This window comes from Streptomyces sp. H27-D2 (assembly GCF_035828615.1).
Taxonomy (GTDB): Bacteria; Actinomycetota; Actinomycetes; order Streptomycetales; family Streptomycetaceae; genus Streptomyces.
The window spans coordinates 14,785-27,981 of record NZ_JAYMZR010000093.1 but is presented as its reverse complement, the minus strand read 5'-3'; the positions used below and the strand labels follow the sequence as shown (position 1 = coordinate 27,981).

Sequence of the window (13,197 nt, the reverse complement as noted above, 5' to 3'; positions counted from 1 at the left end):
GAAACGATGGAGTGGACAGGACAGAGGTATGCGGACACCCCGACCGTGGCGGTCGAGACGTACATCGACGCGCCCGTCGAGCGGGTGTGGACGCTGGTCAGCGATATCCGGCTGATGCCGAAGCTGAGCAGCGAACTGGTCGAGGTGGAGTGGCTCGACGGCGTCCCGGGTCCGGCGGCGGGACACCGCTTCGTCGGCCGGAATTCGCACCAGGCGCTCGGCGACTGGGAGACGACGTCGTACGTCGTCGAGTGCGAGGAGCCCGCCAGGCTGGCGTGGGCGGTGCAGGACCCGGACGTCCCGACGGCCGTCTGGCGCTTCACACTCCGGCCCGAGGGCAGCGGCACGGTGCTCGAACAGTGGGCGCAGCTGGGCCCGGGGCGGTCGGGGCTCAGCATCGCCATCGAGCAGACGCCCGACAAGGAACAGAAGATCGTCTTCGTGCGGCTGCGGGAGTTCGAGGCGGGTATGACCGCCAACCTCGCCGCGATCAAACAGCTGGCGGAGTACCCGAGCGAGGTAGAGCTGTGATGCGCACCGCGACCACCGTCGAAGGCCCCGGCGGCTCGAATTGGCGGGAGACCGTCGACTTCGTGTGCGAGGCCGAGAAGCTGGGCCTCGACATCTGCTGGGTGGCCGAGGCGTGGGGCCCAGACGCACCGTCCCCGCTCGGCTTCCTCGCGGCACGCACCAGCCGGATGCTGCTCGGCTCCGGGGTCATCCAGCTCGGCACCCGCTCGCCGGTGACGATCGCCCAGACCGCGATGACGCTGGCCCACCTCTCCGACGGACGCTTCCTGCTGGGCCTGGGCCCCTCTGGTCCGCAGGTCATCGAGGGCCTGCACGGCGTCCCGTTCGCACGGGCGCTGACCCGGATGCGGGAGACCGTTCAGATCGTGCGGACGGTGTTCAGCGGGGAGAAGGTCACCTTCGAGGGCGAGCGGTTCACGATCCCGCTGCCCGGCGGTGAGGGGCGGCCGATGCGCGTGGCCGTGCCGGCGATCGACGTACCGCTCTACCTGGCCGCGATGTCACCCAAGATGCTCGAACTGACCGGGCAGGTCGCCGACGGTTGGCTGGGCACCAGCTTCGTCCCCCCGGCTCGACACCCTGGGGCGGGCGCTGGACCTGGTCCGCGCCGTCGGCTGACCGCGCGGCGGCCCGGGATCGGGCACAACCCGGGGCGACCAGGGCACTCGCCGGGCCGTCCTCGGGCCGTCCTAGATGGTTCAGGAATGCGACCTGCGTGCCGACGTGCCCAGGTGCCTACAGGCTGACCTCGCGGCCGCAGATGTCTTCGAGCGACTCCCGTCGGACGAGCAGCCGGGCGTGCCCGTCCGCCACTGCGATCACCGGCGGGCGGCCGACCAGGTTGTAACCGGATGCCATGGACAGCTGATAGGCCCCGGCGGCCGGCACGGCGAGCAGGTCTCCGGGGTGTACGTCCCCGGGCAGCTGAATGTCGGAAGCGAGCACGTCACCCGCCTCGCAGTGCCGGCCGACCACGGTGACGGCGGCCGGTTCCGCCGTGGAGTGACGGCCTATCAGCCGGGGTGCGTACCGCACCCCGTACAGCGCGGGCCGCGGGTTGTCGCTCATCCCGCCGTCCACGGCGACGAAGGTGTGCTCGCCCGTGCGCTTGACCGCGAGGACATGGTAGAGCGCGATACCGGCCGGGCCCACAATGGCGCGTCCCGGCTCGATGACGAGCCGTGGCACGGTCAGACCCGCCGCCGCGCAGCTCTCGATCAGCTCGCCGCGCACCTCGCGGGCCAGCGTGGTGACGTCCATCGCCTCCTCACCGGGCCGGTAGGCGATGCCATGGCCGCCGCCCAGGTCCAGTTCGGGCAGGACCACCCCGTGCTGCTCACGGACGCGGGCCAGCAGCCCGACCATGCGGCGCACGGCCGCGAGGTACGGCGTGACGCTGGTGATCTGCGAGCCCAGGTGGCAGTGCAGGCCGACCAGTTCGAGCCCCGGCTGGTCCAGAATCCGGGCGATCGCGTGCTGCGCGTAGCCGTCGGTGATCGACAGGCCGAACTTCTGGTCGTCGGTCCCGGTCCTGATCTTCTCGTGGCCGCCCGCGGCGATGCCGGGCACCACCCGCACCATGACCTTCTGGTGCCCGCCGGGGCCGACGGCGGCGGCCAGCCGGGCGATCTCCGAGGGGCTGTCGATCACGATGCGCCCGACGCCGAGACGCAGCGCGGTCTCCAGGTCGTGCGGGCTCTTGGCGTTGCCGTGCAGCACGATCCGCCCCGGCGGGAAGCCAGTGGTGACGGCGAGTTCGAGCTCCCCGGCCGAGCAGACGTCCAGGCCCAAGCCCTCGTCCTCGATCCAGTGCGCCATCGCCCGGCACAGGAACGCCTTGGCCGCGTAAAGGACTTCGGCCTCGGGGAAGGCATTGCGATAGGTACGGCAGCGCTCACGGACCTCGCTCTCGTCGATCACGTACGCCGGGGTGCCGAAACGGTCGGCGATCTCTCCGAGCGGCACACCGCTCACCGCGAGGTCTCCGTTGCCGAGCCGGCTGGTCGAGGCCGGCCAGATGGACAGTTCCGCCACGGACGGCACGGCGTCCGCAGACAGCGCAGCGGATACGGCGGGCACAGCCGGCACGACTGCGGGAAGATGCGCGGTGGTCATGGTGTCGGGCTCCTCAGCGGGTCCACACGTGAGGAACCGCAGGGTAGGTATGAGGCCCCGGGGAGCGGAGGCGAGCCGGGGCATAGGAGCGACGCTATGCCCGAAGCCCCGGGGGTTCCGGCGTCCCATGACGGGATGCTGACGGCGATCCGGTGTCCGCTGACGGGATGTTGACGCATCGGCCGCCGTTCGGGGCGCGACGGTCGGGGCACCGGCCGGTTTCGCGTTGCGCCGGCGTCCGCGGGGCCCGTCAGGCGCACGTCAGGCGCACGTCAGGCGCACGTCAGGCGCAGGTCAAGGCTTGCGGCCACCCCGTCAACGCTGTGGCAGGACGGACGGCATCGGCAGCCGCCATTTCTGGTGCCTGCCGCGTGGGGCGCAGCGTGCCGGCAGTGTCCCAGGTCTTGCACCTGTAACGCCGTTGCGTTACACATCGCGGAGCACATCTGACGAACCGTCCGGCCAGAACGCCGCCGTGCTTCCCCCGACGGCCGCGCGCCCGCCGCCCCGCCGAAGGGAGTGTCATGAGCGAACCCGGCGCCGAGAAACCCAACATCCTGCTGATCGTCTCCGACCAGGAGCGACAGCGCGGCTGGCTGCCGCCCAGCGTCCGGCTGCCCTGGCGGGAGCGACTGCTCGCCGAGGGGCTGGAGTTCACCAACTACTGGACGCACTCCTCCCCCTGCTCGCCGTCCCGCGCGACCATGATGACCGGCCGCTACGTGCCGCAGCATCAGGTGGCCGAGAACATCATCTTCCCCTGGCAGCCCGAACTGGACCCCGCCGTGGCCACCATGGGCAGCGCGCTGCGCGGTGCCGGCTACCGCAGCTCGTACCTCGGCAAGTGGCACCTGTCGGCCTCAGCGCACCCCGGCATGGAGGCGTACGGCTACGGCGACTGGGACGGCAACGACCAGCACTGGATGGGCATGGCGGGCACCGGCGTCCACTTCGACCCGGTCATCGCCGAATCGGCCGCCCGCTGGCTGAACGTCAACGCCCGTTCGGCCGACCCGTGGTTCCTGACCGTCGCACTCGTCAATCCGCACGATGTGATGTGGTACCCGCTCGACCAGCCCGACTACCAGCGGGCCCACCCCGACTACCTCGCGTTCGTCCGGCAGTTCCTCGGCACCGGGGACTGGGGCCGCGGCGGGGCCGTTCCGCCCTACGAGGAGCCGTACGAGGAGATCTTCGACCGGCTGCCCGCCAACTTCGACGACGACCTGCACTCCAAGCCCGATGTGCAGCGGCAGTGGCGCTACGACCAGCAGAACAGCCTGTGGGGCCGCATCGACCCCAACGACACCAAGTCCTGGCTGCGCCAACTCGACTACTACGCCCGGCTGCACCAGCTCGCCGACGAGAGTCTCGGCACCGTGCTCCGCGCTCTGGAGGCGAGCGGCCGGTGGGACGACACCATCGTCATCTTCACCTCGGACCACGGCGATATGTGCGGCTCGCACGGCCTGCGCTCGAAGGGCCCCTTCGTCTACAACGAGATCATGAAGGTGCCCTGCTATGTCAGGGTGCCCGGGGTCACCCGCCCCGGCGCGGCCACCGACGCGCTCGCCTCGCACGTCGACCTGGCCCGTACGGTGTGCGCCCTGGCGGGCGTGCGGCCCGACGCGGGCTTCTGCGGCGTCGACCTCGGCCCGGTGCTCGCCGACCCTTCCGCGGCGGTGCGCGACTACGTCCTGTTCGCCCACGAGTCGGTGCACACCCGCCGCATCCAGCGGACCCGCTACGCGATCCGGGGCCTCTTCGACGGCCGGTTCAAATACGCGCGGTACTACGGAGTCGGCGGCGGCCTGCCGGCGGACCGGCCCGAGCGGCCCGCGGCGTCCCGGATGCTCTTCGGCCCGGACGCGGACTTCGACGACAACGACCACGAGCTGTACGACCTGCGGGAGGATCCCGACGAGTGCACGAACCTCGCGCACGACCGGAGCCGCCGCGGCGAACTGCGGGACCGCTTCGAGCGGATGCGGGATATCGAACGCGACGACTTCTCGTGCTGAGCCTCCAGTCCTGAGTCCTCCTGACCTGCTCGTCCTGACCAGGGCGACGCGTCCGCCGCGGCAGGCCCGGTCTGTCCTGGCCTGCGATGGGGCAGCCGGCGTCGGCGTTACCGCGCCCCCTCGCCGGCTCAGGCGGCCCCCCGCACGTCCTCAGCGGGTACGGGAGCGGGCCATCTTGGCGGCTACGGCGCGGGGCACGTGGCGCACCGCGAGGGCGTAGGCCGTGTACCGCCAACCCGTGATGCTCACGGGCCGGTTGCGGCGCAGGTCCTTGAGAGCTTGGTCCACGACCCGATCGGCGTCGAGCCAGACCCGCGCGGGGAGGGAACTGACGTCCATGCCGGCCCGTCGCTGGAACTCGGTGCGAGTGAACCCCGGGCACAAGGCGAGGACCTTGATTCCGTCCCGCGCCAAGTCGACGCGGAGGGACTCGCTGAAGGCGATGAGCCAGGCCTTGGCCGCTCCGTACGTACCAGTGGGCAGGAGGCCCGCCACGGAGCCGACGTTGAGGATAACTCCGCGTCCGCGGGCTTTCATACCGGGGATTACCGCGTGTGTCAGGCGCAGCGGAGTGCGGACGAGGATGTCCAGCATGCGCTCTTCATCCTCGACAGCGTTGTGCGGATAAGGCTTCGGCAGCCCGAAGCCGGCGTTGTTGACGAGGACGTCGACCGCGTTCTCCGGGGCGGCGAGGTACTCCTCCACCCGTCGGCAGGCATCCGGATCGTTGAGGTCCGCCCTGATCGTCTCGACAGTGACGCCGTATCGCGTACGCAGGGTCACCGCGCTGTCGTCGAGCCGTTTCTCGTCGCGGGCGACCAGTACGAGGCTGTACCCCATGGCCCCGAACCGACGGGCGAAGGCCGCACCGATCCCCGAGGTGCCGCCGGTGATCATAACGGTGGTTATTGAGATCGCTTGCTCCAGAATTACTGAGGACCGGTCAGAGCGAGAGACCGGTCGAAGTGGCCGTCGAAGCCCCGGGTGCCGACTGAGGCATACCTTTGGCCGACTGCACGCTGCTGAACTCGACGTTGTACGAGCCTAATTCCTTTGAAAGCAGCACGGCTGCTCCGGGCGGGATTCACGGAGCGGCCTTCGGGGCGTCGTCACCGTGTACAAGCGCTCACTCCGCCCTCGTGTCCTCCCGCCGCCAGGAGAACCCGCCCACAGGCCACGGAGCGGCTTCGTTCAGCGTGACGCGCCATGCGCATCCATCCGCCGCGAACCGCGTGGCGGCGGGAGAGGGCGCGTTCACAGCGAGGGCCTTGAAGAACGTGTAGTGGAAGGTCCCGTGGTCCTCCGCGGTGCGGTACAGGTCGGTGATCCCGCGGTCCCAGCCGGCGTCGGTGGTGAGGTCGGCGGCCAGCGCGGCTGCCCGTACCGATTCGATCATGGCGATGAACGTGCCGCGGGTGAAGCCGCCGACCATCGTGGGCCGGGTCCGGTCGGCCTAGACCGGGTGCGGACGGACCGCGATGTCGTCGTATCCGGCACGGTCCAGGAGCGGTTGCAGTTGTCGGCCGATCAGCGCGTTTCCGCCGGCGGCGGACTGCAACTGGATCTGGCAGTCGATCGCCGCATCGGCGTCGGCGCTGGCCGGGTGGAAGAGCGCCGACCCGTGGTCCCCCTCGATGACGGTGATGGTACCCCCGGGACGCAGTACGCGCCGGCGTCGCCGACGGGGTGGCGTCCCTCGGCGACGCCTTGCGACACCTGTCCTGTCGGTACTGACTACCTGCCGGTCAGCGGTGTTCGCGTCGGCCGGGAGCGTACGGTGCTCGGCTCGAAGAGGGCTTCGCGTCGCTCTGCGACCTTCCCCCGACGGGAGCGGACAGCCGCACAGCCGACCGGTGGCACGCTGTCATCGTCATGATCACCGGTGTGATCGATCGTTCTCAACCGGCCCGGCTCTGGCCGAGGCGGGCCGTTCAGCCGAGTGCGCGGCCGATGGTGACGTCGATGTGGTCGGGGACAGGTTCGTGCCGGTCGCCGACACTCGGCGTACCCGTCGGCTCGAACAGCAGGATCGAGGCCCCCGCTGCCGACGCCGGCCGATGCTCGACTCCACGAGGGACTACGAACACCGCGCCCTGCGGCAGCGTGACGACGCGTTCGCCGCGGCCGGCGCCCGTGGGACCGCCGTCGGCCTCCCCGTCGCGCAGGGCGATGTCGAGCTCGCCTTCGAGCACCAGGAAGAATTCGTCGGTGTTCTCGTGGGCGTGCCAGATGTGTTCGCCGGCCACCTTGGCGATCCGGACGTCGTAGTCGTTCACCCGGGTCACGATCCGGGGGCTCCAGAGGTCCGCGAAGGTGGCCAGGGCGGTCTGCAGCAGGAGTGGCTCATTGGTCATGGGTTCATCGTGACGTATGGCGTCCGGGCATCGTGAGTGCTAGGAATTGCACATGCCGCCTGGATCCTCGCAGAGTGCCGGCCGCCCGCACCGGGTCACCGTGATCGTCGACGAGGGCTCGAACCCGTTCGAGCTAGGCGTGGCGACCGAGTTGTTCGGACTGCGCCGACCCGAGCTGAACCGGCCGTGGTACGACTTCACGCTCAGCTCCGCGGCGCCCGCGGTCCGTATGCACGCCGGACTGTTCACGCTGTCAGATGTGGCGGGACTCGACGCGGTCGACGAGGCCGACACCGTGATCGTGCCCAACCGACCCGATCCGCTGGCACCGCCGGTCCCAGCCGTATTGGACGCCATCCGCCGCAGCGCCGAGCGGGGCGCCCGGCTGGTGAGCTTCTGCACCGGCGCCTTCACGCTGGCCGCGGCCGGCGTCCTCGACGGCCGTCGGGCGACCACGCACTGGCGCTGGGCGCAGTCCTTCGCCGCCCGCTACCCGAGTGTCCGCCTCCAGCCGGACGTCCTGTTCGTGGACGACAGCGACGTACTGACCTCGGCGGGCAGCGCGGCGGCGCTGGACCTCGGCCTGTACCTGATCCGCCGCGACCACGGCGCGGAAGTGGCCAACGCGGTGAGCCGACGGCTGGTGTTCGCCTCGCATCGCGACGGCGGTCAGCGCCAGTTCATCGAACGGCCCGTACCGCCCGTACCGGACATGTCCCTCGCCTCCGTGCTCACCTGGGCCCAGGAGCGGCTCGACCAGCCACTGACGGTCGCAGACCTGGCCGCACACGCCGCTGTCAGCCCCGCGACCCTGCACCGGCGTTTCGGGGCGCAGCTCGGCACTACGCCGCTGGCGTGGCTCACTGTCGAACGGGTAGCGCTGGCCTGCCGGTTGATCGAACGCGGCGAGCTCCGGCTCGACAGAGTGGCGCAGAGCAGCGGGCTCGGCACCCCATCGAACCTGCGGGCCCAACTGCGGCGGCACACCGGGCTCGGCCCGGCGGCGTACCGCCAGCGATTCGGTCCGAGCACCGAGCCGGCCTCCGGCGCTCGGTCCCGCCGGGCCGTCGTACCGACACCTGAGAATCCGCCAGGACGGTTCAGGCAGGCTGGTTGAGCTGGGTGCTCGCGCGGCGGATGGCGCGTTCGGGGTCGCGCCGGCCTGTGAAAACACGTTGCCCGGCGGTCGGCGACAGGAGAAGCTTCCCGCATGTCTGACAACGGGTCCAGCAGTTCGCAAGGGGTGGCCACCCTGTTCTCCCAGGGGCGGCTGAAAGCGATCCCACGGAAGGCGGCCCGCCGCGAGCAGTTGCTCGTACACCTCGCGGAGACGCTGTTCGAGCGGGACCGGGCCTACAGCGAGCGTGAGGTCAACGAGGCGCTGCTCACGGTGCACGAGGACTTTTCGGCGCTCCGTCGCCACCTGGTCGTAGCGGGCCTGCTGGCCCGGCCCCGGGACGGCAGCAGCTACCGGCGCGCCGCGTAACGGGGCACGCGGGCGGCTCCGGCCCGGAGTGCTCTGCCCGGACTGCTGTGCGTGAGTGCTGTGCGTGAGTGCTGTGCGTGAGTGCTTGTACACCTGCCCGACCGTTCGTGCTGCTCAGCTGTCCGAGCTCGCGGACAGCGACAGCGTCCCATGGTTCATCGTGCCCAAATGCTCTTGTTCGCCCGGGAACAGGCCGGTAGGAATGGTCACATGACTGCTCTCGGCGCTGTGTTCCGGCCCCAGCTACCTCCCGAACGGCTCCGCGACGTGGCCCGCGCGGCGGATGCCGCGGGCCTGGAAGAACTGTGGCTCTGGGAGGACTGCTTCCTGGCGAGCGGTATCGCGAGCGCGGCCGCGGCTCTGGCCTGGACGGAACGGTTGCGCGTCGGAGTCGGCCTGCTCCCGGTGCCCTTGCGGAACGTCGCACTGTCCTCGATGGAGGCCGCCACCCTGCACCGGCTGTTCCCGCAGCGCGTGATCCTGGGCGTCGGACACGGCGTCCAGGGATGGATGGCGCAGGCCGGCGCGCGGGTGGACTCGCCCCTCACGCTGCTGCGCGAGCACCTCACGGCGATGCGGGCACTGCTACGGGGCGAGCGGGTCACCACGGCCGGCCGATACGTGAAGCTCGACGACGTCGCCCTCGACTGGCCGCCGACGACGGCCCCCGCGGTGTTCGCCGGGGCGAGCGGGCCACGCTCGCTGCGGCTGACCGGCGAGGCCGCGGACGGAACCATCCTCGACGCCGCCATTGCGCCCGACGGGGTACGGCGGGCCCGCCGGCTCATCGACGAGGGCCGTGAGGCGGGCGGACGCACCGGCCGCCACGAGGTGATCGTCTATCTCCACACGGCGACCGGACCGCACGGAGCCGCGCGCCTCCGGGCCGAACTCGAACGTGGCGGCGTCGCCTCCGTGCCGGACCTCGGGGTCGCGGGGAACGCGGACACGGTCGCGAAGGCCGTGCAGCGGCTGACGGACGCCGGAGCCGACACCGTGGTCCTCCAGCCCACGGCCGACGAACCGGACCCTGAGGGCTTCGTACGGTTCGTGGCCGAGGAGGTCCGTCCACTCGTTCCCTAGGCGCGGGGCCAGGTCCGGGCGCGGGGCCAGGTCCGGGCGCGGGGCCAGGTCGGGCTGGACCGCCCTGCCCGCCGCCCCGGACCGGGCACTCTGCGCGCATCCCGGCAGAGCGGCTCGTACCGCCACGGCTGGTCGGCGACGCCGACCCGTGATCTCGTGGTTCCCACACGCGGCATCATCCCGGCCGCACCGAGCTTCGCCGGGGTGCGCGTCGACGCGCCCGTCCCGCCCGTCCCGCCCGTCCTCGTGCGTCCGGACGACACCACCGTGGGCCACCGCCCCGCGGGTTCCTTCAGCACCGAGCCGCACCACGGATGAGGAGCCTCATGGAACCCACCGAACACATCGGACCCACCGAACCCGCCGCCAGTACGCGAAGCGTCACCCACCCTGTCGTCCGCACCGAGTACGGCTCCGTGCGCGGCACGATCGAGTGCGGCGTCGCCGTCTTCCGCGGCATCCCGTACGCGGCGGCCCCCGTCGGCCCGCACCGTTTCCGTCCGCCGGCCGCTCCGCCGCGCTGGGACGGCGTACGGGACGCGCGCGCCTTTGGGCCCACCGCGCCGAAGCGGCCCTTCGCCGCGCCGTTGGACCAGTTGCTGCCGGACCCCTCGGTCCCCGGCGACGGGTGCCTCAACCTCAATGTGTGGACCCCCGATCCGGGCGGCGCCGGGCTGCCGGTCATGGTCTGGTTCCACGGCGGCTCGCTGCGGCACGGCTCATCGTGCGTGCCGACCTACGACGGCGCGGCCTTCGCCCGGGACGGCGTGGTGCTGGTCTCGGTGAACTACCGGCTCGGCGTCGAGGGCTACGGGGTGTTCCCCGACGCACCCGCCAATCCGGGCCTGCGGGACCAGTTGGAGGCACTGGCCTGGGTGCAGCGGAACGCGGCGGCCTTCGGCGGCGATCCGGGCCTGGTCACCGCCTTCGGCGAATCAGCCGGTGCGATATCCATCGCCGGGCTGCTGGCCTCCCCGAGCTCCGCGGGGCTGCTGCGGCGGGCTGTGCTGCAGAGCGGCGCGCCCGCCGCCGTACCGCGTGCGAAGGCCCGGCGGACCACTCGGCGGATCGCCGCGCGGCTGGGCGTCCCGGCCACCGCCGCCGCCTTCGCGGCGGCGGACCGCAGCCGGCTGCTGGACGCCCAGAGCGAGGTGGCCGGGGGCAGCCCGCTGAGTCGCGGCGCGGGCTTCGACCTGGTGGTGGACGGGGAGGTGCTGCCCGACGACCCGGCCGCCGCGCTGCTCGCCGGGCGGAGCGCGCACGTCGATCTGCTGATGGGCACCACCACTGAGGAGTACCGGCTGTGGTTCGTGCCCAGCGGGACGCTGGACCGGATAGGGCCCATGGCGCAGCGGCTGGCCATGGCGAGGTTCGGGGTCCGCCGCCGGACCGCCGCGGTGTACCGGGCCAACCGGCCGGACGCGTCCCCGGGAGAGGTCCACGGCGCGCTCGCCACCGACCTGCTGCTGCGCGTCCCGCTCAACCGGCTCGCCGACGCCCGTCTGGCGGCTCCCGCCCTCACCCACCTGTACGAGTTCGGCTGGCCTTCGCCGGTCCAGCGGCTCGGCGCCTGCCATGGCCTGGAGGTCGGCTTCGTCTTCGACACCCTGCGGAGCCCGGCCACGGCGGCGCTCACCGGCCCGGACGCGCCGCAGGCGCTCGCCGACGCGATGCACGGCGCGTGGGTGCGCTTCGCCACGACCGGCGATCCGGGCTGGCCCGTCTGGGACGCGTCCCGTCCGGTGATGACCTTCGGCCCCGGTGCCCCGGTGGTCGTCCACGCCCCTCGGGACGCCGAGCGCCGCGCTTGGGACAGCCGGGGGCGGTGAGCGGCCGGCCGGCAGCCGGTCCCGGGTTGGCCGTCCGCGGCGCGCTGCCGCGGCCTCCTCTGCCGCCGGTCCCCGTTGTCGGCTACGGCGTTGTCAGCTACGGCCGCCGGCCTGCCCTCCGGCCTTGGGCAGCAGGTGCGGGGCGTACATCGCGACCGCTTCCAGCACCTGACGCTTCGACGGGTTCACCATCGCCTTCCCGGCCACAGTCACCGTCGGCACGGTCTCGTTCCCGTCCGCGACCGTGCGGACGAACGCCGCCGCCTCGTGGTCCTTCCAGATGTTCACCTCGGTGTACCGCAGCCGCGTGAAGCGCAGACGCAGGCGCATCTTCATGCAGTACGGGCAGCCTGGCCGCCAGTAGACGACCACACCGGCGCGATCGCCGTCCTCATCCTGAGTCATCGATCCCTCCCCCTGTTCCGGTGCGCGTTGAACAGATGCGCGTTGAGCAGAGCGTAGACGAGGAGTCGTCGATGACCGGGGTCGGGAGCGGAGCGGAAGCCCGTGGTGGGGCAGAGCGCCGATACCGGTCGGTCTGCACCACCACGGTCCGCGCCGGAGGTTCAGTTGAAGGGGTCGAGCGTGATGTACGCCTGCTGCGGGTCACCGTCGTGCACCAGCGACTCGTGGGCCCCGACGTCGTCGAAGGCGAAGCCGTACGCCTTGCCGTCGACCATTTGCGCGTGGATCAAGCGGGCGTAGTGGTTGGTCACCGCGTTCCGGTAGAAGTTCGCTGAGCTGGTGTCGGGCTGGTTGGGGTTGGTCAGGAGCGTGGAGCGGTTGAACCCCGCGCACAGCGTGCGGGAGATCGGGCCGCGCACCAGGTCGTTCGGCGCGTCCAACTGCTTGTAACAGCCGAAGACGCTGTCCGAGTCGGGCTTCTGGAACGTGGTGACGACCGCGCCGGAGGAGTTGGTGAAGTTCATGACGTTGCCCGAAACCCTGCCGAAGTACTTGGTGTTCGGCTGGTTCGCGAACGGTGTCACCGTCAGGGTCGAGGTGCTGTACCTGGCCCACACCCGGTTGATGTAGTCGTTCATGACACCGGCCGGCAGGCCGCCGGACTCAATGCCGTGGCCCGGCGCGAGGGCGCGCAGGACGGTGCCGTCGGGGCGGGTCTGGATCAGGTTGGCCCAGCCGCCCGGCTGGCCCCTGAGGGAGTTGAAGACGCCGTTGTAGCCGCCCGGCTTCAGGCGGCCGGTGGTCTTGGTGCTGCCGTTGGGGCTCTTGACGCCGACGGCGTACGGGGCCGAGAACATATCGACCTGGGTGCTGTTGATCCACAGTCCGGCGTCATTGAGCGTGTACTCGGACCAGTTGAACAGAATGTTCCTGTTCGGGTCGGTCGGGTTCTGCACGGCGGGCTGCACGAGGCCGCCCGTGGTCAGTTTGAAGACGAGCTTCTGCCCGTAGGAGAAGTAGACCCTCCCGGAGAACTTCGGCAGGCGGATCGTCATGGACTGCCCGTTGGCCGGTCCGGCGATCGACGCGTCGGGGGCCGGTATCGGCGGATTGCCGCCGGCGGGCCAGGCGTGGAAGGTGCCGTTCGCATCGGCCCAGCCCTGTCGGCCGGTCGTGAGCTGCGTTCCGAGGTTGTAGATGTAGATCTGATCGCCGCGCCCGGAGTTGTTCGTGAAAGTGAGCGGGATCGTGGCGGGAACCGCGGCCTCGGCGGGGGATGTGGTCCCCAACGCCGTGAAGCCCGCGGCGAAGACCAACGTGGCGACCAATGGCGCCAGGAACTTGCGCAGGGCAAGCATGCTCTTCCTCCTCGT

General features: G+C 71.1%; 13 protein-coding genes and 1 pseudogene. 8 read left to right on the top strand and 6 right to left on the bottom strand.

The window, feature by feature from the left end; translation table 11 throughout:
* Both QMK28_RS27635 and QMK28_RS27630 read left to right on the top strand, forming a co-directional pair.
* A partial coding sequence (locus tag QMK28_RS27635) for an SRPBCC family protein (RefSeq protein ID WP_326442326.1) occupies window positions 1–531 on the top strand: 531 nt, incomplete at its 5' end.
* Window positions 531–1,097, top strand: a pseudogene (locus QMK28_RS27630) (LLM class flavin-dependent oxidoreductase); the annotation flags it as partial. The gene QMK28_RS27635 and the pseudogene QMK28_RS27630, both read left to right, overlap by 1 nt.
* 169 nt (window positions 1,098–1,266) lie before the next feature.
* Here QMK28_RS27630 and lysA read toward each other — a convergent pair.
* A complete protein-coding gene (gene lysA / locus QMK28_RS27625) occupies window positions 1,267–2,646 on the bottom strand; it encodes a diaminopimelate decarboxylase (protein WP_326442325.1) in 1,380 nt (459 codons plus the stop codon).
* A gap of 524 nt (window positions 2,647–3,170) precedes the next feature.
* Between lysA and QMK28_RS27620 the strand changes: the two genes are divergently transcribed.
* On the top strand, window positions 3,171–4,667 hold the full coding sequence (locus QMK28_RS27620; protein ID WP_326442324.1) for a sulfatase-like hydrolase/transferase: 1,497 nt from the start codon (window positions 3,171–3,173) through the stop codon (window positions 4,665–4,667).
* A 150-nt stretch (window positions 4,668–4,817) separates the two neighbouring features.
* Here the strand turns inward: QMK28_RS27620 and QMK28_RS27615 are convergent, their stop codons facing one another.
* The 3 genes from QMK28_RS27615 to QMK28_RS27605 form a co-directional block, all read right to left on the bottom strand.
* A complete protein-coding gene (locus tag QMK28_RS27615) occupies window positions 4,818–5,564 on the bottom strand; it encodes an SDR family NAD(P)-dependent oxidoreductase (RefSeq protein WP_326442323.1) in 747 nt (248 codons plus the stop codon).
* Window positions 5,565–5,793: 229 nt separating this feature from the next.
* Entirely contained in the window at window positions 5,794–6,063 is a 270-nt protein-coding gene (locus tag QMK28_RS27610) for a hypothetical protein (protein WP_326442322.1), read from the bottom strand.
* 535 nt (window positions 6,064–6,598) lie between these two features.
* Window positions 6,599–7,021 (bottom strand): cupin domain-containing protein, encoded by a 423-nt coding sequence (locus QMK28_RS27605; RefSeq protein ID WP_326442321.1) that lies wholly within the window; start codon window positions 7,019–7,021, stop codon window positions 6,599–6,601.
* 52 nt (window positions 7,022–7,073) lie between these two features.
* Here QMK28_RS27605 and QMK28_RS27600 point away from each other — a divergent pair, with 52 nt between their 5' ends.
* From QMK28_RS27600 to QMK28_RS27580, 5 genes are all read left to right on the top strand, one after another.
* A complete protein-coding gene (locus QMK28_RS27600) occupies window positions 7,074–8,138 on the top strand; it encodes a helix-turn-helix domain-containing protein (protein WP_326442319.1) in 1,065 nt (354 codons plus the stop codon).
* Between the two features lie 93 nt (window positions 8,139–8,231).
* Entirely contained in the window at window positions 8,232–8,507 is a 276-nt protein-coding gene (locus tag QMK28_RS27595) for a DUF2087 domain-containing protein (RefSeq protein WP_326442318.1), read from the top strand.
* Between the two features lie 210 nt (window positions 8,508–8,717).
* Complete coding sequence (locus tag QMK28_RS27590) at window positions 8,718–9,590, top strand: LLM class flavin-dependent oxidoreductase (protein ID WP_326442317.1); 873 nt, start codon at window positions 8,718–8,720, stop codon at window positions 9,588–9,590.
* A 156-nt stretch (window positions 9,591–9,746) separates the two neighbouring features.
* Entirely contained in the window at window positions 9,747–9,908 is a 162-nt protein-coding gene (locus tag QMK28_RS27585) for a hypothetical protein (protein ID WP_326442315.1), read from the top strand.
* A gap of 8 nt (window positions 9,909–9,916) precedes the next feature.
* Window positions 9,917–11,419 carry a carboxylesterase/lipase family protein gene (locus tag QMK28_RS27580; RefSeq protein ID WP_326442314.1) on the top strand — a complete coding sequence of 501 codons (1,503 nt, stop codon included), beginning with the start codon at window positions 9,917–9,919 and terminating at the stop codon, window positions 11,417–11,419.
* A 93-nt stretch (window positions 11,420–11,512) separates the two neighbouring features.
* Here QMK28_RS27580 and QMK28_RS27575 read toward each other — a convergent pair whose 3' ends face one another.
* Window positions 11,513–11,824 carry a glutaredoxin domain-containing protein gene (locus QMK28_RS27575; protein ID WP_326442313.1) on the bottom strand — a complete coding sequence of 104 codons (312 nt, stop codon included), beginning with the start codon at window positions 11,822–11,824 and terminating at the stop codon, window positions 11,513–11,515.
* 161 nt (window positions 11,825–11,985) lie between these two features.
* Window positions 11,986–13,182, bottom strand: a complete 1,197-nt coding sequence (locus QMK28_RS27570; protein ID WP_326442312.1) for a glycoside hydrolase family 64 protein — start codon at window positions 13,180–13,182, stop codon at window positions 11,986–11,988.
* Between the last annotated feature and the right edge of the window lie 15 nt (window positions 13,183–13,197).

Excerpts from the sequence above, each read along its gene's own strand:
- lysA (WP_326442325.1), bottom strand. The coding sequence starts at position 2,646 with ATGACCACCGCGCATCTTCCCGCAGTCGTGCCGGCTGTGCCCGCCGTA.
- QMK28_RS27620 (WP_326442324.1), top strand. The coding sequence starts at position 3,171 with ATGAGCGAACCCGGCGCCGAGAAACCCAACATCCTGCTGATCGTCTCC.
- QMK28_RS27615 (WP_326442323.1), bottom strand. The coding sequence starts at position 5,564 with ATGATCACCGGCGGCACCTCGGGGATCGGTGCGGCCTTCGCCCGTCGG.
- QMK28_RS27610 (WP_326442322.1), bottom strand. The coding sequence starts at position 6,063 with ATGATCGAATCGGTACGGGCAGCCGCGCTGGCCGCCGACCTCACCACC.
- QMK28_RS27605 (WP_326442321.1), bottom strand. The coding sequence starts at position 7,021 with ATGACCAATGAGCCACTCCTGCTGCAGACCGCCCTGGCCACCTTCGCG.
- QMK28_RS27600 (WP_326442319.1), top strand. The coding sequence starts at position 7,074 with ATGCCGCCTGGATCCTCGCAGAGTGCCGGCCGCCCGCACCGGGTCACC.
- QMK28_RS27595 (WP_326442318.1), top strand. The coding sequence starts at position 8,232 with ATGTCTGACAACGGGTCCAGCAGTTCGCAAGGGGTGGCCACCCTGTTC.
- QMK28_RS27590 (WP_326442317.1), top strand. The coding sequence starts at position 8,718 with ATGACTGCTCTCGGCGCTGTGTTCCGGCCCCAGCTACCTCCCGAACGG.
- QMK28_RS27580 (WP_326442314.1), top strand. The coding sequence starts at position 9,917 with ATGGAACCCACCGAACACATCGGACCCACCGAACCCGCCGCCAGTACG.
- QMK28_RS27575 (WP_326442313.1), bottom strand. The coding sequence starts at position 11,824 with ATGACTCAGGATGAGGACGGCGATCGCGCCGGTGTGGTCGTCTACTGG.
- QMK28_RS27570 (WP_326442312.1), bottom strand. The coding sequence starts at position 13,182 with ATGCTTGCCCTGCGCAAGTTCCTGGCGCCATTGGTCGCCACGTTGGTC.